The organism is Arsukibacterium sp. UBA3155 (genome assembly GCA_002364615.1).
Classification (GTDB): domain Bacteria; phylum Pseudomonadota; class Gammaproteobacteria; order Enterobacterales; family Alteromonadaceae; genus Alishewanella.
The window spans coordinates 1-23,510 of sequence record DEYP01000029.1 but is presented as its reverse complement, the minus strand read 5'-3'; the positions used below and the strand labels follow the sequence as shown (position 1 = coordinate 23,510).

The window sequence follows — 23,510 nt, the reverse complement described above, 5'->3', positions numbered from 1 at the left end:
TATATCCGCAAACCGCAGTTGTGACAAGTGAATAAACTCATTATTATGCAATCCGGGTCATTTTACAGACCCAGCGGCTATTTGATAGCCAACTCATAAATGAAGCATAAAAAAAACATAAGCGGCCGCAAAAACAATAAAAACAGTGCCCCTTCCAACAGAAGGATATAAAGCAAAAATGAAGTACTTTGAAGCAAATTTCGATGGTCTGGTAGGACCAACACACAACTATGCCGGTTTGTCAGTCGGCAATGTTGCCTCTTTATCTAACGCTAACAACACTTCGAGTCCAAAACAAGCTGCTAAGCAAGGTTTGCAGAAAATGAAGGCTCTGCATGACTTAGGTTTAGTACAAGGTGTACTGGCGCCACAAGAGCGTCCCGATGTCTATACCTTACGCCGACTTGGTTTTACCGGTTCAGACAGTGACGTCATTGCGACGGCAGCAAAGCAAGCCCCTGCGGTATTTCGGGCGGTGTGTTCCGCATCCAGTATGTGGACCGCTAATGCCGCGACAATTTCACCCAGTGCCGATAGTGCCGATCACAAAGTGCATTTTACCCCGGCAAACTTAACCAATAAGTTCCACCGTTCACTTGAACCTCAGACTACTGGCAGAATATTACAAGCGATGTTTTCGGACTCAAAACATTTTGCCCATCACCAGCATTTACCCGATAACGATCATTTCGGGGACGAAGGTGCGGCGAATCATACCAGATTATGCAGTGACTACGGCAAAAAAGGTGTGGAGATGTTTGTGTTTGGTCGTTATGCCTTCGATCAAAGCAAAGCAGCACCTAAACGTTTTCCTGCCAGACACACGCTCGAAGCATGTGAAGCGGTAGCCCGTTTACACGGTTTAAGTGATGAACACGTTGTCTATATGCAACAAAACCCCGAGGTGATTGATCAGGGCGTGTTCCATAACGATGTTATCGCGGTAGGTAATCAGAATGTGCTGTTTTATCACCAGCAAGCCTTTGTCGATACGCAAAGCAAACTGGATGAGCTTAAACGTAAGTTTGGTAATGACAGTGAGCTGTTCCTGATAGAAGTTAATGACAATGATGTGTCGGTACAAGAAGCCATCAACACCTATTTGTTTAATACGCAGGTTGTTACGCTGGCAAACGGCGAGATGGCGATTATTGCCCCTACCGAATGCCAGGACAGCCCGACAGTAGGCCGCTATCTGGCAGAGCTTACCGGCCGCGGCACGCCGATTAAGCACGTGCATTACTATGACGTTAAACAAAGCATGCGCAATGGCGGTGGCCCAGCCTGTTTACGATTACGGGTAGCACTAAGTGAGCAGGAGCGTCAGGCAGTGAATCCTAATGTACTGATGAACGATACGCTGTTTACCACATTAAATAGCTGGGTGGATAAACATTACCGCGATCAGATTTCTGAAGCTGATTTAGCCGATCCGCAGTTGCTGGCGGAATCCCGGGCAGCACTGGATGAATTAACCCAGATATTAGCACTGGGCTCGGTTTATCAGTTCCAACGGTAGTTGAAAACAACTTATAAAAAAACCGCCTGCTGGCGGTTTTTTTCTGCCCGCACTATGGCGGGCATCATCACGATAACGTATCCAGATTAATCAGTAACAGTACAGTTACCAACCGTTCCGAAAGGATTACTTGGTGGTGGCGATGTCTCAGTAGTAACATCTTCACTCGCTACCGGTAAACCATAATTACGTGAAGCCACGTTTTCCGTACCAGACGCAGTTCCTGATACTTGCAGCCGCACGTCCATCCAGGCACCCACGTCTTGCGGATACTGGATACTGAATACCGCAATACCACTGTCATCTGCAGTCACTGTTGCAGGCACTGTGGCACGGTTACCCGGGGTAATCTCACCATCACCATTGGTATCTTCTGAAACTTCCAGAATACCATCCAGATTTACATCCTCATTCGGACAGGTAATCGATACTTCAGCCGCCCAGTTTCTGAATGCAGCAGGTGGTGTAGGTGATTTAACCCATACGCCTTTGGAGTAAGATAACGGAACAACTGCAACGTTTAATTGTTGATTAGGAACCGGATTACCTGAGCTGTCAGTAACAATGATTGAAAACTCTTTTGCATAAGTACTGTCGTTCGGTTTGGTAATTACGTTACCGGTACCAAAGCGAAAGAACAATGTTCTGCGACCCACTGCTATATCGGTTTCACCGACGATCGAATCGTTCGCTGCTAACGCACCTTTAACCACAAGGTTCAGGCCTGCGACACCACCACCAGTGGTGCTATCTGCAGTGAATACAGTAGAAGCAACCCCTTGTGAGTTAGTCCGGGCCAGTACCGCACTCAATTGGCCGCCAGCGGCATTATCCAGAGTAAATACCACATTCTGGTTTTTAACCGGATTATTGTTGGCATCCCGGACAATAGCGCGAACCGCACTGGTTTCGCCCAAGCCAACCTGAGCCGGAAAAGCCTGCACTTCTACCTTGGTTGGTGTCGTTGCCACAAACTCAACAATTTTTTGCGCATTAACACTGCTTTCTGCATCACCACCCTGAGCAGCAATGGTCGCCAACCCGGCAAAGCCAGACTGTACAAACACTTCTGCTTCACCAGCAGCATCGGTAGTCTGTGACACGGTAACGTGCTCATCTACTAAGCCTGCAGCAGTTGTTGCAATAAAGCCGCGAGAGGTAGCAAAACTTACCGACTCACCCACATTGGGTGACGCATCAATCAGCCACTGTACACCCAACGCCTGTGCAGTATTTAACGGTATCTCTACGACTTCATTTTCTTCACCGTTTATTTGCTCAAAAACAAAGGTATCAGGACTGACATTAAGCTCAACACTGCTGGAAATACCAAGGGCTGTGACCGTTAAGGTATCAACACCGCTGTTAACGCCGGTGTAGGTAAATGAAGCTTTGCCGCCCGATCCAACTGTCACCGGATTGGTTTCACTTAAGCTGTTACCCAAGGCAGAGCTGACATCAAGTACGACACCCTGAATACCATTACCACTTGAATCAGTAACAAACACATCAATTGTGGCACTGTCGTTTAACACAACCGCGGCAGGAGCAGCAATTTGCAGATTAGTTCCAACCACGTCAACTACCAGTTCAGCCGTTTGCTGCTGCACTCTGGCAATAACCGTAATATCACGATTGTTGCTATCGGACAGGGTAGTCAGGGTTGCTTTGGCAATACCGTTAGTACCGGTGACGGTATCAACGATAGTAATTTCACCAGAGTCAGCAGAGAAGGTCACTGGTACACCGGCCAAAGTAACGTTGTTTGTATCACGAACCAACGCACTCAGCTCAACTTTATCTGACGCGCCCGAACCAAGCAGAAGTTTGTCCGCGATTAAACGAATACTGCCGATCGTTACATCAACATCATCACCGCCGTCACCTGCAGAATTAAATACCGCACTGGCCGATATTTCACCAAAGGTCGCCGTCACCTGGCCTGCGCCAGAGCGATTACCCACATTCAGGGGGATTGTCGCTACGCCAGCTGCGTTGGTTGATGCTGAGCCCGCATCGTTACCCAGCAAAGCAAGCCCATCACCAGACACGTCAAAACTGATTAGACGGTTTGATACATTGCCATCATTTGTTGCACTTAAAGTAGCCGTTACAACTAGTGGCGTATCTTGCGATAAATTATTTGTCTCAGTTCCTGCAGCATTAGTCAGGGTAAGCGCAAGGGTAAATACCGGAGTATTGCCACCTGAACCACCGCCGCCATCGCCGCCGCTATTGTCCAAGGTACCGCCGCCACCGCAGGCGGCGAGCGATGTAATCATTAATGCAACGAGTAGTTGCCGGATGTTTCGCATGAAAACTCTCCCTAACTGTTTTTTTATATATAGTTTTTGTTAATTGCATCTTAAACCATTAATTATCACTACGTCACAGCAATTTTCAAAAAAATTTTTATCAAGCCTGCCCAATAGCGTCGCAAACTGATAGTCTTGTGACCATTCAGCACCGATATATCACTAAAACAATGAGCAATAATAGAAAGTTGGGATTAACTGCCCGTATCGTTATCGGCATGGTTGCCGGTATCTTAGTGGGTTTCTTTTTTAAAGCTATTTTAGCCGGACAGGAAGAGCGGGTGCTCACATTGTTTGGCATGGCATTACCGCTGAAAGCTTTTTTTATAGACGGTGTTTTTCATGCTGGCGGTGAAATTTTTATCGCCAGCTTGAAAATGCTTGTTGTGCCGTTAGTTTTTGTCTCACTGGTTTGCGGTACCTGTTCATTATCAGATACCTCTACCCTGGGACGACTGGGCGGTAAAACGATTGGCTTATATCTTATTACCACTGCTATCGCCATCAGTCTGGCGATGACCGCTGCCTTGGTGGTTGGCCCGGGTAAAGGGGTTGAGCGCCAATCTGATGCTAATTTCGATGTGTCTGAAGCGCCCTCCCTTGCTCAGGTGTTTATCGATATTTTTCCCAGTAACCCTATCGAGTCGATGGCTCAGGGTAATATGTTGCAGGTTATTGTCTTTGCCGTGTTGTTTGGTTTAGCAATGGCGTTGAGCGGTAAGCCCGGCGAAAGGCTGGCAGCGGTGTTTAATGACCTTAGTGAAGTGATAATGAAACTGGTGACCATTCTGATGAACCTGGCGCCCTATGGCGTGTTCTTCCTGATGGCAAAGTTATTTACCACCCTGGGTTTTGAAACCATTAAAAGTCTGGCCATGTACTTTGGCGTGGTGCTGACGGTTCTCATTTTCCACGGCTTGTTCAGTTACAGCATTATCCTGAAGCTACTAACCGGTTTAAATCCGTTTATCTTTCTGCGTAAAATGCGCGACGCAGCGTTATTCGGCTTTAGTACGTCCAGCAGCAACGCGACTATGCCTGTGACTATGGAAACCGTTACTAAGAAACTTGGGGTGAAAAATAGCATAGCGTCCTTTACTGTGCCGCTGGGTGCCACTATTAACATGGATGGTACGGCGATTATGCAGGGCGTGGCCACGGTGTTTATCGCCCAGGTTTACCTGGTTGATCTGACCGTTGCTGATTATCTGATGGTGATTCTGACTGCAACACTGGCTTCTATTGGCACCGCGGGTGTCCCTGGCGTTGGCTTAATTATGCTGGCGATGGTGTTGCAACAAGTCGGCTTGCCAGTGGAAGGTATTGCCTTAATTATTGGCGTTGACAGGCTACTGGATATGACCCGGACCGCGGTAAATGTGACCGGTGATGCGATGGTCTCTTGTATTGTTGGTAAAAGTGAAAAACAATTTGATCAGGCAACATTTGATGATGTTAATGCCGGCATGAAAGACGAAAAAGTCGATTTCCATCATTTACGCCAATAACACGTGGTATTCAAAAAAAACAGGCCTATAAGGCCTGTTTTTTTATGCGCTGGAACATTAGCGTAGCCAACTCTGCTGTACCAGTTTCTGCCACCAGAGCGACAGCACATTGGCTGAGCCCATACCCACTTTCTCAGCCAGGCCTTTTTTAAGCTGATAGGTTACCTTAAACACCCTATGGCTTGACAATTTCGTCATCAGATAGTCGTCACTGGTTTGGATTTCATCAACTAATTGCAAATCAAGTGCCTGATAACCAAACCAATGTTCGCCCGTTGCAACCTGAGATACATCGAGCTGTGGTCGGTGCTGCTCGACAAAGCGCTTGAATAAACCATGAGTCTCTTCCAGTTCCTGCTGAAACTTTTGCCTGCCCTTATCGGTATTTTCACCGAACAAGGTTACGGTCCGTTTAAACTCACCTGCGGTAAATTGCTCAAAATCGACATAATTTTTCTGTAATAATTTATGAAAGTTTGGCAGCTGAGCAATCACACCAATTGAGCCCAGTATAGCGAAGGGTGCAGCAATAATTTTTGTGCCGATGCACGCCATCATATAGCCGCCGCTGGCCGCCACTTTATCTACCGCGACAGTCAGGGAGATATTCTGCTGGCGCAGCCTGTCAAGCTGCGAGGCCGCCAATCCATAACCATGCACTACCCCGCCCCCGCTCTCCAGCCGCAGTACCACTTCATCATCTTGCTTGGCGATCGCAAGAACGGCTGACACCTCTTCCCGCAATGACTCAGTTTCCCTGGCGTCCATGGAACCATTGAACTCAAGTACAAACAAACACGGCAACGCGACAGATTGTTGTTTCAGTTCCTTTTGTTGCAATTTCTGCCATTGCTTAAACCCTTTTTTATCCAGCAATCGTTGTTGTAACTCTGCTGTTTGCAACCGGTAATGTTTACTCAAATCGGTAAACTCCAGCTGACCTTTCTTCGCTTTCGGTTTATGGCTGGCATTTACCACAATGCCAACAACTAACCCTATCGCAAAAACAATAGTGGCTGCTTTAGCCAAAAACATGCCATATTCCATTAAAAATGCCAAAGTAACACTCCTGTCTGATTAAATACGCTCATTCTATTCTGATTAATAAAAAGAAAAAGCCCGGCGCATAAAGCCGCCGGGCTTTGTTATAGCTTACTCAGTTAGTTTCCGCTAGCTAACACGGCAGGGTTAGATACCAACACTGCCTGACCTCTGTTTAAGAAGAAGGTTACGCTTTGCGTTTGCATCTCCTGAGTTGCTGCCGGGCTACCCGCCGGGCTTAAAATAGAGCTATGGTTACCAGCATTAAACCTTGCAATAGCATTGCCACCTTCAAGGCTCCAGCCGCCCGCAGCTGCAGGAATAGCATCGGCACCTAGTAAGCGGGCTAAAGGCTCAGTACCCGCTAATGGCATTCTACCAGCAGCCAGCGCTGCTAATGGGTTGAAGAAACCATTAGGAATAACCTGATCAGGCAGGTTGTCCATACCGTCGCCCACGACTTCAATCATGTATACTGGCGTTTCACTATTTACCATACGCTCAGCATAGTTATTTGGGTCGCCGGCGTCAGTTACCGTCTGCGCCGCAAATGCAAACTGGCTCAGAGTTGCCGATACCCGCGCTTGCTGAGCCGCATTAGCGGGTTCAGTTAAAGTCATCAGGTAAGCATTAACCACAGGTGCAGCACATGCAGGATAGCTAGCTGCAGTTGCTGCCGTTGGCACGCCACAATTGGTATTAGTAGCAACATAAGTGACAAATTGACTGGTAAGCTCACCACCAGCACCTAGCATTACGCTTGCTTTAATCAACGGACCAAAGGCTGCTGAGTCAAGCAGGAAGTTAGCGACCGCGCCACCAGGCATTGCCAGTGCGGCGGTTTCAACACTGTAAAGTGCATCTAACTGCGCGTTACCAGTACTGGTATTTGCCAGCGCCACCATAGACGTGCCAGTTATGCCACCGAGCGAATGACCTAAAAACTGCACCCGACTGGTATCTAAATCAACACCCTGTATAAAGTTAAGTGCTAAACGCAACGCCAGCATATCTGCAATACTTTGCCGTAAGTTATCACGGGTAACCAGCAAGTTAGACAGGTTCATATAGTCAGTTGCAGAGTTTGTCGAAGCGTTGAAGGTCAGGGTTGACGTCTGCCCCTCAGCATTCTGAACTTCAGCGGTAAAACCACGATCGCCATGCAGCGGATGGTCAATTGCCACTGTAGCAAAACCTTGCGACGCCAACGTGCCGGTAATGGCCAGCATATCCGAGCGACGCGAGGTGATACCATGTTGCAAAATAACAACCGGCCAACCGGCTTCAGGCATCGTGATAACGTTCGCATCTGGCACGGTCATCTGCACATCAACCGCCTGATAACTGTTGATCTTAGGAATGGTATTGAACTTGGTCAGGTGACGCGCAGGGTCAACACCTAAATCGCGCAATGCACCGCCACTAAACGCCTGGCAAGCGCCATCATTTTCAGATACTGGGCTCTCAGGTTTCATCGAAGCAGGCAAAGCAGCCAGTGTCGCACCACTGTCACAACGGGCCATCCAGCGTGCATTGAGCGGTGCCCTCGGGTTCGCTTCCGTAGGCATGCCCAGATAATAAGGCAGGGTTAATGTACCGGTGTAATAACGGGTTATCGCAAATGCCGGACTGCCAGCAAAAGCAGGGTTTAATTGCGATACCGTTAAACCCGTATTGTTAACAACTAAAGCAGACGGACCATAGCCTGTTGGTGTCGGTGAGGCCATTAACTGCTTTAACGTTGATAATACAGCGCCTACTGACTGCGTGGTAATGGCAGCAGTGTAAATAATATTGTCTTTATTAACACCTTCGTCTCTGGCCATGACATTTTCAAAGCTATTGATCACACCTTGCAATGCACGCTGAGAAGCACTGGCTAACGGTAAGGTGGTAATATCCTGTTTAACCAGCTCATAAGTTGTCGAGGGCTTAATTGACTCACCAGTACTATCTTGCAATACGTCGGTAAGTGCCAGCAAATAAGTTGTTGCGTTATCTAATGGCTTTAACGGAATAACCGCAACGCTGTTACCACGCCCGGCGGTAACAAAGTCTTGCCCAAATTGCAGTTCTTCCACAATTTGACACGCAGCACCACGCGGTACTGAGGTACAGGCGGCTTCAGGTGATGCCGGATCACCCATTAATGCTTTAAATACCCGCACTGCGCCTGGGGCTTGTGCAGTATCCGCATTGAGCGTTACACCTGGCGGAAAGCTTAGGTCAATGGCAAATGGATTCTGGGTTGACCAGCCATCAAGCGCACCTAAAGCCACCTGAGGGTTGGTGTAATCTGGGTTAGCGCCACTGTCCAATGTTAATGTACCGTCAGTGGTTCCCTGGAACAGTAAATCGTTTGGTACCGATACCCGACTTGCGGTTGGGTCAAAAATCACTCGTGATGCAGGTACAACTGTTCCACCTGGTTGTGCAGCTTCTTGTTTTAAATCTTCCAACGAATCACCGCAACCAGCCAGACCGACCGCCGCCGCAACAGCGATACTAATAGCAAGCTTTTTCATAATTTCTCCCCGTCCTAAACGCTTTATTTTTTTATTGCAAAGCAAAACCTTGCTTTGCTTATTACGAATTCTTTTTCGTTTAAAGTGGCTGTTCTTTGCGAACAGCTACGACCAGTTAAAGTTAACTCAAAGTCTGACAGATCGCTAGCGCAAAAATACAGTTGGTAGCAAGAAAGATGCAAAATAGTTGTTTTAAGCGTATGCTTGCGCCGTTTTTCAATGCTAACAGGTTAGATTTTATGAATAACTACAACGCGCCGGCAGCGGCGTTACAAAATAAAGTTATTTTAGTCACCGGCGCCGGTGATGGCATTGGTCGGTCTGCTGCGCTCACATACGCCAAATATGGCGCAACCGTTATTTTGCTTGGGAAAACAGTAAAAAAGCTTGAAGCGGTATACGATGAAATTATTGCGGCAGGCGGCGCAGAACCAGCAATAGTGCCACTTGATTTGAAAGGCGCTACATCCTCTCATTATAACGACATGGCGACCACCATAGCGCGTGAGTTCGGTAAACTCGACGGCGTGCTGCACAATGCAGGCTTGCTGGGTGTGCTTAGCCCCTTCGAGCACATTAATCTGGCAAGTTGGCATGACATTATGCAAATAAACGTCACCGCTGCCATGTTAATGACTCAGGCATTAATACCGGTTCTTAAAAAAGCGCCGGCGGCCTCTGTCGTATTCACTTCATCTGGCGTGGGCCGCGTTGGCCGTGCGTACTGGGGTCCTTATGCCGTATCAAAATTTGCAACAGAGGGGTTGATGCAGGTCATGGCTGATGAATATGCTGGCAGCTCCATTCGGGTTAATTGTATTAATCCGGGCGCAACCCGCACCGCCATGCGCGCGAAAGCCTACCCGGGAGAAGATCCGATGCGTTTAAAAACACCGGAAGATTTAATGTGGCTTTATGTGTATTTAATGGCCGATGACAGTAAATCTGAAAATGGAAAATCACTGGATGCACAACCAAAGTAACACAAGCGTCAACGGACTAAATTAAAAAAACCGGCGTTAACGCCGGTTTTTTATTGTTAAGAGTACTACTGGATAATAGTGCTAATGCTAATAGTGCTACCGCAATTTATTCGCTCAGCGTTTCTCTAATATCTCGCCACCGTTAGCCACTGCCCATTCATTCCAGATGGCAACTTTACTATTAAAATTCTCAACAGCCTGCGCGGTGGCATCGGCAATAAGCTTATCGATATCCTTGGCGAATTTTTTATCTACCTTGGCAAGTGGTACTACCTGAATACCACGTTGCTGCAAACCTTTCTTCATCGTATGCGTGCGTAACAGCTGAAGCTGACCATTTTCGACATAAAAAAACTGACTGTCTTTGTTTATCGTTTTAAACTTTGGCTTCACTGGCCTTTTTGAACTGCCGCTGTCTGAGCTCTCTGCTACCACAACATCACTGCTTTGTTTGTAGCCAAGCTGCTCCATGGTGTACCCCTGCGCTTTAGCCATTCCCTCTAGCTGCGCAATTAATTCCACTTCTTGCTGACGCTCTGCCAAAACGCCATTCAGGGTTTCAATAACATCGGTAAGTTTAACCAGGTTTAATTCTTTGGCGGCTTTTTTTAACTCTTTTTTATCTAATAATAAAGACACGATTCGCTCCTTTACATAAAATTTCATAAAGAATAAGCAATTTAAGCGACTAAATAAAGCAGCCAAAGACTTTTAACTCAAGATATAATTATAAAAAAACTACATCTATTCAGGCTCAGTTAATAAAGATTTTAATTCAGCTGTCTTTTGCTCCATTAACTTAATATCAGCGTTAGTTTCAACGTTTAATCTAACGACGTTTTCTGTATTAGACACGCGAAGATTAAAACGCCAATCAGCAAACTTCATACTTAACCCATCAATATCATCAATCTCAGCAGCCTCTTGTGCATAGCGCTCTGCTAATTTAGAAATTACCTGCAGAGGGTTAGCAATATTAAAATTTAGTTCACCGGAAGAGGGATAGTCAGCAATCATTTGCTGTACCAATTGTGATAATTTTTTACCTGATAATGATAATAACTCTGCTACAAGTAGCCAGGGGATCATACCACTGTCACAATATGAAAAGTCACGAAAATAATGATGGGCACTCATTTCCCCACCATAAACGGCATCTTCTTTACGCATTCTTTCTTTTATGAAAGCGTGGCCTGTTTTACTGCATATTGCCTTACCATTATATTGCCGACATACCGCTTCAGTATTCCAGTATAAACGTGGGTCATGAATAATTTTGGCACCGGGTTCTTTTTTTAAAAACGCCGCAGCCAGCAACCCAACAATATAATAGCCTTCGATGAAATGCCCTTGCTCATCAAATAGAAAACAACGATCAAAATCGCCATCCCAGGCGATACCAAAATTGGCCTGATGCTGGCGCACTGCATCTGAAGTTGCCTGACGATTTTCAATCAGCAACGGGTTTGGGATACCATTCGGGAAACTGCCGTCTGGCTGATGATGTATTTTTACAAAATGTATCGGGATAGCATGCTCAACGAAAGCTTGCTCCAGCGCATCCACGACATGCCCTGCAGCACCATTACCCGAATTAACAACCAGCTTTAGTGGTTGAATATTGACGGGGGTGATATAGCTGAGCAAATGCTTAATATAGGGTTTTAGAATACTACTTTTCTGGTAGCTCGCGTTGCCAGAATGCCATTTTTCATTAGCTGCCAGTGTTTTACTTTGCAGGGTTAATGTCGCCAACGCCGATGGCGAAAATAATTCCGATTGTAACCGCGCAGTTTCATCACGAATAGCAAAAAGCCCACTGTCACCGCTTATTGGCCTGGACTGAGCTTTGACTAACTTCATGCCGTTGTAGTCAATAGGGTTATGGCTGGCGGTCACTTCAATGGCGCCATCAATAGCCAGATGTTGTGCGGCGAAATAGATTTCTTCAGTCCCGGTCATGCCTAAATCAAGGACATCAACACCTTCGGTAAGTAAGCCCAGCGTCAGCGCTAATTTAAGCGACTCTGAGCTATGGCGTATGTCGCCCCCGACTGCAACCGTAGCCGGTTTAATGACTCTGGCATAGGCACGACCAATGCTGTAGGCAATTTGCTCATTTAACTCCTCACCCAGTTTGCCCCGAATGTCATATGCTTTAAAGCAGGATAGTGAGTTCATATTACTCCCGGCCATACTTATCGGCAAAACGTACTATGTCGTCTTCCCCAAGGTAACTGCCAGACTGAACTTCAATTAATTCCAGTGGAATTTTACCGGGATTTTCCAGCGAATGAACAACCCCAATCGGTATAAAGGTCGACTCATTCTCAGTAACCATAAATTCTTCATCACCGTTTCTAACCAACGCAGTGCCACTTACCACTACCCAGTGCTCTGCCCGATGATGATGTTTTTGTACCGACAATTTTGCGCCGGGTTTTACCGTAATATGTTTTACCTGGTAGCGCTTTCCCTGATCAACTGAGTCATATTTGCCCCAGGGCCGGAACACTTCCCGATGCAAATCCACTTCGCTGCGGCCATAACTTTGTAGTCGTTGCACAATACTTTTTACTTGTTGAATATCATTTTTGTTTGCCACCAAAACCGCGTCTTTGGTTTCTACTACTATCACATTGTCTAAACCAATAACGGCGACCAGTTTCTCTTCGGCGTTGATATAACTGTTGCGGGTTGCCTCCAGCATTACATCACCCCGACAGGCATTGCCCTCGGCATCTTTTGCCATCACATCCCAAAGCGCGTCATAACTGCCAACATCACTCCAGCCCGCGTTAAGTGGCACCATTACGGTATTGTCAGACTTCTCCAGCACGGCATAATCCAGCGAGTCGGCCGGGCTGGTGCTAAATGCTTCATTGTCTACCCTGACGAAATCTAAATCCTGACTGGCAGTGGTCACCGCTAACCGACATGCTTTTACAATCTCTGGTGCAAATTTTTCAAGCTCAGCCAACAAGCTGCTGGCTTTGAACATAAACATGCCGCTGTTCCAGCAGTATTCGCCTGATGCCAGATAATGTTCTGCCGTTTTTCTGTCGGGCTTTTCTTTAAACTCAGTGACCTGATAAGTATTAGGTATCTGATCAATATTTTGCTGACTATGTCTGATATAGCCATACCCGGTATGTGCTGACACCGGCACGATGCCAAAGGTGACTAATTTTCCCGCTTCAGCTGCCAGCTGAGCTTCCATTACCGCTTGCTGAAATGCAGGAATATCCTGAATAACATGATCAGCCGCCAACACAAGTAACACCGGATCTTGTTGCTGTTGCTGCAACTGCATGGCCTGAATAGCCGCTATCGCAATAGCAGGCGCCGTATTACGGCCCACCGGCTCAAGCATAATGCAGGCGTCACCAATCTTCAGCTCGCGCAGCTGCTCAGCTACCATAAACCGATGATCTTCATTGCAAACTACTATGGGTGGTGCCAGCTGTTCAAGGCCCCTCAAGCGCAGCAAGGTATTTTGCAGCATACTTTTTTCGTTAACCAAGGACAGAAATTGTTTAGGTTTTTTTGCACGTGACAAAGGCCAGAGCCGGGTACCCGACCCGCCAGATAAGATTACCGGGATCATTGCAACTCCTTGCGATACTTTCCATAAGAAAAAATGACTGACAGCGCTTAGTATAGCCAGCTTTTTTAGCAAACGTCACCCCGAATATGACCGTTAATATCAATGACAACCTGAACCATCAGAACTAAATTAGGGTGGTCGGTGCTCTTAAATAAGGTAGAATCGGCTATCTTAACGCGAACTTTTTAGCAGGATCAGTGTTATGCCAAAATTTAAAGATTTATTTATTAACAATAAAAACTGGGCCGATCGGATCGAACGTGAGCAACCGGGTTTTTTTAAACAACTATCAGAACAACAGGCACCGGAGTATTTATGGATTGGCTGCTCTGACAGTAGAGTTCCGGCCAATGAAATTGTCGGTCTGTTGCCTGGCGAGCTGTTTGTTCACCGAAATGTCGCCAATTTAGTGTTGCATTCTGATATGAACTGCTTATCGGTTTTGCAGTATGCGATTGATATTTTAAAAGTAAAACATATTTTGGTCGTGGGACATTATGGCTGTGGTGGTGTTAAAGCGGCCATGATGAAACAACGGGTTGGCTTTGTAGACAACTGGTTGCGCAATGTGAAAGACGTTTACGCCATGCATCGCGAAGAAGTTGACAGTTATGCCGATGACAATGAACGACTTAACCGTTTAATTGAACTGAATGTGATGGAGCAGGTACGCAATTTATGTCATACCAGCTTTGTGCAGGAAGCCTGGGAACGGGGACAACCTCTGGCTATCCATGGCTGGGTATACAGTTTGCGCAATGGCAGAGTTAAAGATCTGCGGGTCAGTCACTCTTGTGCCGATAAAATAGACGACATCTATGCTATGGACCCGCTTGAAAGCTGATAGTAAGCTGCGTAGCCAGCTATTTAAAAATGATTTCCTGAGGTGCAACGGGTTGATATACCGCACTGTGTCCTTGCACCCATTGCTCATTCTGTAAATAGGTCGAGCGAACCTCCAGAGTACCATCAGGCATAATTTTACTGTGTGATTTAACCTGTGTAATGCCGTTCTGGTTGTTCTCAACATTTTCCAGCGCGGTAATTTCGCCACTTTGCGGATTAAATTGCATCGTGCCATAGGTATAAAATCCAGCCGTTGTAAAATAATAGTACGCCAGACTGTTTTTAGCTTCGTCCCAAAAAATAAAAGACTCGCCACCATACTCACCATGATTAATAGAGTGCACCGTTTTTATTGCCTGGCCATTTAATGCCCGGAACCAGTGAGAGCGATCAATAACCGCCTTAGTGCTGCCAGGCTCGGCAAGGTTACCTTGCCAGTATTGACCAAGATAAGGTCTGAATACCTCTAATTTAGGGTGCAGTGCGCCGGTTTCTGCAGCCCCAATAGCTGCTGTAAATAGCATGCTGCACAACAACAGCAGTATTTTCATAACCATGTTCCTTTTTGTTATCGTGTAACGACTTGGCTAACGTGTAACGATTTGCTCCAGTATTAAAGATAATATGCACAATGTAAACGCCCGTTACAGCACCACCGTTTTATTGCCATGCACCAGCACCCGATTTTCAACCACCAGCTGCAAGGCTCTGCTTAAGGCCGCTTTTTCAACATCCCGACCCGCTTTGGCCATATCGTCAGCACTGAAGTTATGATCGACAGTGCGAACCATCTGTTCAATAATCGGGCCTTCATCTAACTGTTCATTCACAAAATGCGCGGTGGCGCCAATAATTTTCACCCCACGTTCAAACGCTTGCTGATAAGGGTTTGCACCAATAAAGGCCGGTAAAAAGCTATGATGTATATTGATAATTCTGTTGCGGTACTGTGCGACAAAATCGGCAGTCAGAATTCGCATAAACTTGGCAAGCACTAAATAATCGGGTTGATAGGGTGCTATGGTTGCCAGAAGCTGCTGTTCATGCTCGGCGCGACCAAGCCCCTGATGGCTGATATAGTGATAAGGGATCTCAAACTTGTCAGCCAGGCTGCTCAGCTGTGGATAATTACCGACAATTGCGGCGATATCTAACGCCAGCGAGCCATCAAATACCTTAATTAAAATATCGCCCAGGCAGTGCGCTTCTCTGGTAACGAGTATTACCACTTTTTTGGCACCATCACTTAACAAGCTGCGGCGACTGCCGGGCGGTAATGCACGGTCCAGATCGAATAGTAACGTGGTGTCATTGAATACTCCTTCCAGCACGGTTCGCATATAAAACTGGCCTGTTACCGGGTCAACATATTCGGTATTGCGAATAATATTAAGCTGATGCTTGTAACAAATATTGGTAATTTGAGCGATAAGCCCTTTTGAGTCAGGGCATTCTGTTAACAGGGTTTTTCGTTCCATCTTTTACTCTTAAATTAACATTGGCTACGTTATTCTTGCGCAATAACCATCTAGCGTCAAAGATATTCAGACGTCTTTGCTTGCGCTTGTTGTTTCGCAATTGCAACTGCATAATGCCCGATTGATCATGCTGGCGGTGTGTAGACCAAAATGAGTTCTTTTCAGTTTCAGGTAATAGGTACTGTCGAGTCGCCTTATAAACAAAAGTTTGCGATTCCCCGTCAACCCGGTTTAATTGCCGAAGCAAGAGGCAGACTGGTACTGGCGCCGCCCTATGCAGAAGATGATATTGTGCGCGGCATTGAGGCATTCAGTCATTTGTGGCTGGTTTTCGTATTTCATGAAACCGCCAGCAAGGGCTGGTCGCCTTTAGTCAGACCGCCGCGGCTGGGGGGCAACGCCCGAAAAGGCGTTTTTGCCACCCGGGCAACGTTCAGACCTAATCCAATTGGCCTGTCCGTCGTTAAACTGGAAAGGGTTTACCGGCGTAATAGTAATCTGGTGCTGGAGCTTAGCGGTATAGATTTGCTGGATGGTACGCCCATTTTAGACATTAAACCGTATTTACCCTATGCTGATGCCCTGCCTGAAGCGGCTGGTGGCTTTGCTGACAGCGCACCACAAACCGGGATGGCGGTTACTTTTAGTGAGCAAGCCAACGCATTTTGCCTGGCTCAGAAAAAGCATCCGGAATTAGCGTTACTTATAGAAAAAGTATTAAAACAGGATCCCCGGCCATCCTATAAAAAACAACGCGATGCTGAACAACATTACGGTATGACGCTGTACCACTTTAATATTAAATGGACTGTCAATGGAGACCACAACCATGTTACTGAAATCTCTCAGCTACCTTAGTTTGCTGACGGCTACAGCCAGTAGCATTGCGATACCCGACTTACCTGAGCCGGTAAGCAATAATAGTGTGGCAAGCACCACCGTACGAGGCAAAACCTATATCGTCAGTGCTCTGGGCATGGGTCCTGGCAAACAAAGCACTGATCTGCATAACAAAGTATGGATGCATACCCTGGATGAATTTGGCTGGACCGAATTACCGGCAGTGCCAAGCCAGCAGCGGCTTACGGGTCGTGCCGGTGCCAGTATGGTGGCACTAAATAATAATTTTTTCCTGTTCGGTGGTTTTACCATTAATGCTGATGGCAGCAAGCAAACTGCAGCTGACAGTTATCGGCTTGACCCGGTTACCCGGCGTTACACCCGGATTAATGATATACCGGTACCGGTAGATGATGCCGTCGCATTGCCGTATCAGAACCGCTACATCTACCTGGCAAGCGGCTGGAGTGACCATGGTAATATCAATCTGATGCAACTGTTCGATAATTTTACTCAGCGCTGGTCACAGGCGACTCCGTATCCGGGTAAACCCGTCTCGGGCTTAGCGGGAGGTATTGTTGGCAATACCCTGCTGCTGTGCGATGGCGTTGCCGTAGAATACCCAGTCGCTACACCACGTACCTTTGTGATGGAACCCGCCTGCTGGCAAGGCATTATTGGCGTTAAAGCGAATGAAATAGCCTGGCAGCAAGTACCCCATCCTACCGGCAAGGCGCGCTTTAGGATGGCAGCTACCGGTACTGAGTTAAATGGCGAGCAGGTTATCGTATTTGTTGGCGGTAGCCAGTCTGCCTATATTTTCAACGGGATTAGTTATCAGGGCCGCCCTACGGCACCCAGTGCGGAGGTTTGGATATATTCGGTTAGCCGGCAACAGTGGCACACGGCAGCACAGAGCCGTGCCATCATGGATAGCCGAACTTTGCTGAATATTGACGGCGTCCTTTATACGATAGGTGGCATGCTCGAAGACCAGCAAGTGACAAATAAGCCAATAAAACATCAGATTCAACTTCTGCCTGACTAAATGACTTGCTAGAATGATGGCAATTTTTTGACTACTTTTTTGAGAGCAGCATGCGCACCAGCCAGTATTTATTATCAACGGTAAAGGAAACGCCTTCCGACGCCGAAATTATCAGTCATAAACTGATGTTAAGAGCCGGCATGATCCGCCGGCTTGGCACCGGTATGTTCAGCTATCTGCCGACAGGTGTCCGCGTGTTGCGTAAAGTTGAAGAAATTGTACGTCAGGAAATGAATAAAGCCGGGGCAATAGAGGTATTACTGCCAATGGTGCAACCTGCTGAGCTGTGGCAGGAGTCTGGTCGCTGGGAAACAATGGACGCCGAATTGTTGCGATTTAAAGACCGTCATCAACGCGATTATGTGTTAGGTCCGACTCATGAAGAAGTCATTACTGATCTGGTTCGTCGCGAAATTACCAGCTATAAACAATTGCCGCTGAATGTGTATCAGATCCAAACAAAATTCCGGGACGAACGCCGGCCGCGTTTTGGTGTAATGCGGGCCCGTGAATTTTTGATGAAGGATGCTTATTCTTTCCACCTGGGTCAGGATAGTTTGCAACAAACTTACGATGCCATGTACCGTGCATACTGCAATATTTTTAATCGGCTGGGCCTGGATTACCGGCCCGTGCAGGCAGACAGCGGTGCTATTGGTGGCAGCGTTTCACATGAGTTTCATGTGTTGGCTGAATCAGGTGAAGATGCCATCGCATTTTCTGACAGCAGCGACTATGCCGCCAATATTGAAATGGCTGAAGCATTGGCACCAGAAGGCAGCAAACCGGCGGCTGAAAAAGCATTAACTAAAATTGAAACTCCGGCAGCAGGTACGGTAGCCGAGGTTGCTGCACTATTAAATATTGCAGCGGCAACCATTGCTAAAACGTTGTTTGTACTTGCAAAAGCGGATGAGCATGGCAAGCAGCAACTGATTGCATTAGTGGTGCGTGGCGATCATGAATTAAACGAGCTTAAAGCCGAAAAGCTGGCAGGTGTTGCCAGCCCGCTGCAATTTGCGACCGATGAGCAAATCCGGTCACTGTGCGGCGCGGGTCCGGGTTCCGTGGGCCCGGTAGGGTTAAACATCCGCGTTGTGGCGGATCGCAGCGCCGCCCATCTTGCCGATTTTGTTACCGGTGCCAATAAAGATGGTTATCATCTTAGCGGTGTTAACTGGGCGCGTGATATCACTGAATATGAGATTGCAGATATTCGTAACATTGTGGCTGGCGATCCCAGCCCCTGCGGTGCGGGTAAGCTCATCATTAAACGCGGTATTGAAGTTGGCCATATTTTTCAATTGGGTGAAAAATACTCAAAAGCACTTAAGGCCGGAGTATTGAACGAAGAAGGCAAACATCAAACCATGACGATGGGCTGCTATGGTGTCGGTGTATCCCGGATTGTTGCCGCTGCCATTGAACAAAATCACGATGACTTTGGCATTATCTGGCCTGATGCCATAGCGCCATTTCAGGTCGCCCTGATCCCAATGAATATGCACAAATCAGTGCGCATCGCTGAAGTTACTGAACAGCTATATCAGCAGTTAACCGAGGCAGGCATTGAGGTTTTATTTGATGATCGCCGGGAGCGTCCCGGAGTCATGTTTGCTGACATGGAACTGGTTGGCATACCTCATACTATCGTAATAGGTGAGCGAAATCTGGATAACCAACAGGTTGAATATAAAAACCGCCGCAGCGGTGAAAAAATGATGCTTGATATCGCAAATGTTATTACTGAAATTCAGCAAAAATTAAGTCGCTGATACTTATACCCTAAAACAGACTGCGCTTAACTTTATACGCTAAGCTCAGTCTGCTTCTCCCTTATTCCTTCCATATTCTGCCGCTGTAAAAAATTCTGCATAGCCATTAAATTAGATTATACTAAATTTTAATTGCTGAATGCCTTAAAACCCTTTAGAATTAAATTCAGTTATATGTTTATTCTTTTTTGCTATATGGGGGCGATGTGCTGGCTTTATTTGGAGCATTGATTATTGGTTTAAGCCTTGGCCTGTTTGGCTCGGGCGGCTCTATTCTGACAGTACCAGTACTATTGTACCTCGTTGGCATGTCGGCAGAGCTGGCTATAGCTTCTTCCTTACTTATCGTTGCCGGCATCAGTTTATTTGGTTCAGTGCACAACGGTATGAAAAGACTGATTAGCTGGCGTCATGTTCTATGGTTTGGCGTACCGGGTATGCTGGGCACCTATGGTGGCGCCTGGGTAGGCACCCTCGTTGATAGCCGTTGGCAGCTGCTGGTATTTGCGCTATTGATGCTTATCGCAGCGTGGTTCATGTGGCACAGCAAACTCAAAGATAATGCTGGCAAGCACGTTTTTAATAAAGCCAAAGTAATTGCCGATGGCCTTGTGGTCGGCGCTATTACCGGTTTTGTTGGTGTTGGTGGCGGCTTTCTTATCGTGCCGGCTTTAGTATTCATGGGAGGCCTGCCCATTGCTATCAGTGTTGCGACCAGCTTGCTCATTATTGCAATGAAATCATTCGTTGGCTTCACTAAGTATTTTATGGTTTACAGCGCTAAGGGACTACAGTTTGACTGGTCTGTTATTGCATTAATGATTGTCGCCGGCATTGTCGGCAGCTATGTTGGTGGCTGGATAGGTCGGCGCCTGCCTAAAGAAAACCTGCAGCGTGGCTTCGCCCTTTTTTTAGTGGTGATGGCCATCGTCGTTGTGAGCCAGTCGGTGCTTTAAAGATGGTCAATTTTATTACAGGAGCATGTTATGAAAACAGCACAGCAACTTATAAGTGAAGCAAAGCACAATATCAACGAAGTAACGGTTGCTGAACTGGCAACCTACCTGGAGCAAAACCCTGAGCCACGACTGATTGATGTGCGGGAGCCCGCTGAGTTTGCCCAGGGCCATATTGCCGGAGCCATTAATTACCCAAGAGGCGTACTGGAAATGCAACTGGCAAATCATCCTGCAGTTGCTGCCAGTGGCTGTGCCGCCGATGTTGCACTGACGGAGTTAGCCAGACAGCCCTTATATTTAATTTGCCGCTCCGGAGGTCGCTCAGCCCTGGCAGCTGAATCATTGCAGCGTATGGGGTTTAATGACGTTTACTCAGTAGCCGGTGGTATGCAAGGTTGGCTTGATGCTAACTTAGCAACGCAAAGTAATCAGCAGAAGTAGAGGCGCCGCATGGATAATTTCACCCCGATATCAGCGTTAGTTGGCGGCAGCCTTATCGGTCTGGGCACCTTGTTACTGCTGGTAACTTTAGGCCGGATAGCCGGCATTTCAGGCATTGCCAGCCAGGCTCTGTTTCAGCGTGATGGACGTAGCTGGCGACTGGCTTTTGTAGCGGGCTTGCTACTCGGCCCTTTATTGGTCGGCTTGGCCATCAGTGATTTTAGCTTTAGTACGCCCGACCTTAACAGCAGAACCCTGATTGCCGGCTTACTGGTTGGTCTTGGCACGGCATGGGGCAGCGGTTGTACTTCCGGTCACGGTATTTGCGGAATTGGTCGCTTTTCACCACGCTCTATTGCTGCAACCATGATGTTTATGGCCACCGGTGTCGTCGTCGCCAGTTTCTTTTAATTTGTGAGGTTTATATGCAACTGTTTTTTGCATTGTTGTCCGGCTTACTTATCTCAGCAGGTATTGCTGTGTCAAAAATGATTGACCCGCAAAAAGTACTGGGCTTTTTAGATTTAACCGGTAACTGGGATCCCAGCCTGGCGCTTGTGATGGCTGCAGCGTTGGTAGTCTATACCATCGGCTACAAATTATCGTTAAAAAAGGGCGCGCCACTGCTAAGCACTGGTTTTGCTCTGCCATCGAAACAACAGCTGGATAGGTCGCTACTGATCGGGGCGGCTATTTTTGGTGTTGGCTGGGGTTTAGCAGGTTATTGCCCTGGTCCGGCGATTGCCGCCCTACCTGCCGCCGGCAGTGGCACCGCTGGTTTTGTTGCGATGATGATTATTGGTTGGTTTATCGCAGGAAAAGTACCGCTTAAAAAATAACATCCCAACAGGCATATTAATAGGATGCTGGTTCGTCACCGGCTTAATTCATTGCTATAGTAACTATAAAACTGATTACATTGAATAAAGCAGGCAGTTTACTCTGCCATAACCAATAAGTTGGTTGACGTGGATACAACGCTTGAAAATATTCTGCTGCATGTGTCATTAAGCCCGGTGCTCGACAGTGGCGACAGCCAGGCAGCAGAATTGCTGCTACTGCAAGCCTGCTTAAACGGGCTGAAAATCTCCCGGGTCAGCCTCTGGTGTTTTGACGACAACCGCGAACTGATTACCTGCGAGCAATTGATTGATATCGACTTACCCTTAAGTACTGAAAAATCAATCTTTCATCGTCAGGATTTACCCGTTTACTTTAACGCTCTGGACCATCAGCGTGTTATTCGCGCCGACGATGCTTGCAACCATCCTGCGACCAAAGAGTTTACCGAAAATTACCTTATCCCAGCCAATATTCTGTCAATGCTGGATGTACCCATCCGCTTTGGCGGCAAGATGATCGGTATCATTTGTTGTGAACAAAAAGACACGTTAAAACATTGGACTGATGATGAAACGCACTTTGTTGCTGCGCTGGCGGATTTGTATGGCCGGGCACTTACTGCCAACCAGAAAAAGAAATATCAGCAGCAGCTGGAGGTTTTAAATCAACAACTTGAACAAAGAGTTGTCGAGCGCACCCAGCAGCTTGAACAACATATCCATGAATTAGAGCACACTCAGGCTCAACTGGTTGAATCAGAAAAAATGGCGTCTTTAGGCACGTTGGTCGCTGGCGTAGCCCATGAAGTCAATACACCGCTGGGCATTGCTATTACCGCCAACTCACACTGTATAGAGCTTGCTGATAAACTTCAGGCGTTACTGATTAGCAATACTTTGAGTCGCAGTAAACTGGAAACGACTATTATGGCGTTGCGTGATAGTCACGGCGTGATTGAGCGCACGCTGAACCGCTCTGCCGAGCTGGTGGTTAATTTTAAAAAAACCGCCGTTGATCAATCAAGCTACGATATTCAGACCATTAATCTGGCAGACTATCTTCATACGCTGGTCACGACCCTTAAACCTTATACTAAAGCCTATAATGTAAATCATATTATTGAGTGTGACCAACCGGTGAACATCACCACCTACCCCGGTGCCATTGCCCAGGTGATTACCAATCTGGTTATCAATGCGTGTATTCATGCTTTTGAACCAGGACAGAGTGACAACCAAATTGTCTTTTCTATTACTAAAAACCTGAAAAACAGTGTTGAACTGACGGTAAAGGACAGTGGCAAAGGGATAGAGAAAGCTGAGCAAAAACGTATTTTTGAGCCATTTTACACCACAAAAAGAAGTAATGGCGGCAGTGGTCTGGGGCTGGCTATTGTTTACAATTTGATGGCAAGTACACTAGGTGGCGCTATCAGCGTAGATTCTATAATGGGTAAAGGAACCAGTTTTCGCTTAACCTTACCTGAAAAATGTCCGGGCGCAAAGCAACCAAAGTAACACGCAACCGACTGAACTACCGCGTAGTATTTAAGTAAGCTTACATTATTTGAGCTGATGTTGTTGAAAAGGAATAAATGGCGGAGCTACCGGGACTCGAACCCGCGAGCATAACTGGATCGGGCGTGACAGGCCGGCTAAGCTTGTCGCTAAGAGCAACCGACTGAACTACCGCGTAGTATTTAAGTAAGCTTACATTATTTGAGCTGATGTTCTTGAAAAGTAATAAATGGCTTCGCTGCCGGGACTCGAACCCGCGAGCATA

Annotated in this window: 20 protein-coding genes; 12 read left to right on the top strand and 8 right to left on the bottom strand. The window is 46.9% G+C overall.

The annotated features are described in order from the left end of the window. The first annotated feature begins 178 nt into the window (after positions 1-178). Positions 179-1,519, top strand: coding sequence for an N-succinylarginine dihydrolase (astB, locus tag B2X65_RS16765; protein WP_290614604.1), 1,341 nt, complete (start codon positions 179-181; stop codon positions 1,517-1,519). A gap of 86 nt (positions 1,520-1,605) precedes the next feature. Here the strand turns inward: astB and B2X65_RS16760 are convergent, their stop codons facing one another. Next, entirely contained in the window at positions 1,606-3,834 is a 2,229-nt protein-coding gene (locus B2X65_RS16760) for an Ig-like domain-containing protein (protein ID WP_290614602.1), read from the bottom strand. A gap of 170 nt (positions 3,835-4,004) precedes the next feature. Between B2X65_RS16760 and B2X65_RS16755 the strand changes: the two genes are divergently transcribed. Beyond that, entirely contained in the window at positions 4,005-5,342 is a 1,338-nt protein-coding gene (locus B2X65_RS16755; RefSeq protein WP_290614600.1) for a dicarboxylate/amino acid:cation symporter, read from the top strand. 57 nt (positions 5,343-5,399) lie between these two features. Here B2X65_RS16755 and sohB read toward each other — a convergent pair whose 3' ends face one another. Next, on the bottom strand, positions 5,400-6,401 hold the full coding sequence (sohB, locus tag B2X65_RS16750) for a protease SohB (protein ID WP_290614598.1): 1,002 nt from the start codon (positions 6,399-6,401) through the stop codon (positions 5,400-5,402). A gap of 101 nt (positions 6,402-6,502) precedes the next feature. Next, positions 6,503-8,908 carry a VolA/Pla-1 family phospholipase gene (locus B2X65_RS16745; protein WP_290614596.1) on the bottom strand — a complete coding sequence of 802 codons (2,406 nt, stop codon included), beginning with the start codon at positions 8,906-8,908 and terminating at the stop codon, positions 6,503-6,505. A gap of 239 nt (positions 8,909-9,147) precedes the next feature. On the opposite strand from B2X65_RS16745, the gene B2X65_RS16740 reads away from it, so the two are divergent. Continuing rightward, positions 9,148-9,891 (top strand): YciK family oxidoreductase, encoded by a 744-nt coding sequence (locus tag B2X65_RS16740; protein WP_290614594.1) that lies wholly within the window; start codon positions 9,148-9,150, stop codon positions 9,889-9,891. A 114-nt stretch (positions 9,892-10,005) separates the two neighbouring features. Here the strand turns inward: B2X65_RS16740 and B2X65_RS16735 are convergent, their stop codons facing one another. From B2X65_RS16735 to B2X65_RS16725, 3 genes are all read right to left on the bottom strand, one after another. Beyond that, positions 10,006-10,530, bottom strand: a complete 525-nt coding sequence (locus B2X65_RS16735) for an H-NS histone family protein (RefSeq protein WP_290614592.1) — start codon at positions 10,528-10,530, stop codon at positions 10,006-10,008. 105 nt (positions 10,531-10,635) lie between these two features. Next, positions 10,636-12,072, bottom strand: a complete 1,437-nt coding sequence (locus tag B2X65_RS16730; RefSeq protein ID WP_290614590.1) for a phosphomannomutase CpsG — start codon at positions 12,070-12,072, stop codon at positions 10,636-10,638. Between the two features lies 1 nt (position 12,073). Continuing rightward, on the bottom strand, positions 12,074-13,498 hold the full coding sequence (locus B2X65_RS16725) for a mannose-1-phosphate guanylyltransferase/mannose-6-phosphate isomerase (RefSeq protein WP_290614588.1): 1,425 nt from the start codon (positions 13,496-13,498) through the stop codon (positions 12,074-12,076). 202 nt (positions 13,499-13,700) lie between these two features. Between B2X65_RS16725 and can the strand changes: the two genes are divergently transcribed. Then, complete coding sequence (can, locus tag B2X65_RS16720; protein ID WP_290614586.1) at positions 13,701-14,342, top strand: carbonate dehydratase; 642 nt, start codon at positions 13,701-13,703, stop codon at positions 14,340-14,342. A 19-nt stretch (positions 14,343-14,361) separates the two neighbouring features. Here can and B2X65_RS16715 read toward each other — a convergent pair whose 3' ends face one another. Together B2X65_RS16715 and purU are read right to left on the bottom strand one after the other, a co-directional pair. Further along, the gene (locus B2X65_RS16715) at positions 14,362-14,895 is read right to left on the bottom strand and encodes a hypothetical protein (RefSeq protein ID WP_290614584.1); all 534 of its coding nucleotides are present in this window, start codon (positions 14,893-14,895) and stop codon (positions 14,362-14,364) included. A 93-nt stretch (positions 14,896-14,988) separates the two neighbouring features. Next, a complete protein-coding gene (purU, locus tag B2X65_RS16710) occupies positions 14,989-15,822 on the bottom strand; it encodes a formyltetrahydrofolate deformylase (protein ID WP_290614582.1) in 834 nt (277 codons plus the stop codon). A 150-nt stretch (positions 15,823-15,972) separates the two neighbouring features. On the opposite strand from purU, the gene tsaA reads away from it, so the two are divergent. From tsaA to B2X65_RS16670, 8 genes are all read left to right on the top strand, one after another. Then, positions 15,973-16,680, top strand: coding sequence for a tRNA (N6-threonylcarbamoyladenosine(37)-N6)-methyltransferase TrmO (gene tsaA, locus B2X65_RS16705; RefSeq protein WP_290614580.1), 708 nt, complete (start codon positions 15,973-15,975; stop codon positions 16,678-16,680). Continuing rightward, on the top strand, positions 16,652-17,710 hold the full coding sequence (locus B2X65_RS16700) for a Kelch repeat-containing protein (protein WP_290614578.1): 1,059 nt from the start codon (positions 16,652-16,654) through the stop codon (positions 17,708-17,710). Before tsaA ends, B2X65_RS16700 begins: the two co-directional genes overlap by 29 nt. A gap of 50 nt (positions 17,711-17,760) precedes the next feature. Continuing rightward, positions 17,761-19,485: a proline--tRNA ligase gene (locus tag B2X65_RS16695; protein ID WP_290614576.1), complete on the top strand. Its 1,725-nt coding sequence runs from the start codon at positions 17,761-17,763 to the stop codon at positions 19,483-19,485. A 206-nt stretch (positions 19,486-19,691) separates the two neighbouring features. Next, a complete protein-coding gene (locus B2X65_RS16690; RefSeq protein WP_290614574.1) occupies positions 19,692-20,441 on the top strand; it encodes a sulfite exporter TauE/SafE family protein in 750 nt (249 codons plus the stop codon). Positions 20,442-20,471: 30 nt separating this feature from the next. Next, positions 20,472-20,885 carry a rhodanese-like domain-containing protein gene (locus tag B2X65_RS16685; RefSeq protein ID WP_290614572.1) on the top strand — a complete coding sequence of 138 codons (414 nt, stop codon included), beginning with the start codon at positions 20,472-20,474 and terminating at the stop codon, positions 20,883-20,885. Between the two features lie 9 nt (positions 20,886-20,894). Then, on the top strand, positions 20,895-21,296 hold the full coding sequence (locus tag B2X65_RS16680) for a YeeE/YedE family protein (protein ID WP_290614570.1): 402 nt from the start codon (positions 20,895-20,897) through the stop codon (positions 21,294-21,296). 14 nt (positions 21,297-21,310) lie between these two features. After that, a complete protein-coding gene (locus tag B2X65_RS16675; RefSeq protein ID WP_290614568.1) occupies positions 21,311-21,724 on the top strand; it encodes a DUF6691 family protein in 414 nt (137 codons plus the stop codon). Between the two features lie 129 nt (positions 21,725-21,853). Then, positions 21,854-23,245 carry a GAF domain-containing sensor histidine kinase gene (locus tag B2X65_RS16670; protein WP_290614566.1) on the top strand — a complete coding sequence of 464 codons (1,392 nt, stop codon included), beginning with the start codon at positions 21,854-21,856 and terminating at the stop codon, positions 23,243-23,245. The last annotated feature ends 265 nt before the right edge of the window (positions 23,246-23,510 follow it).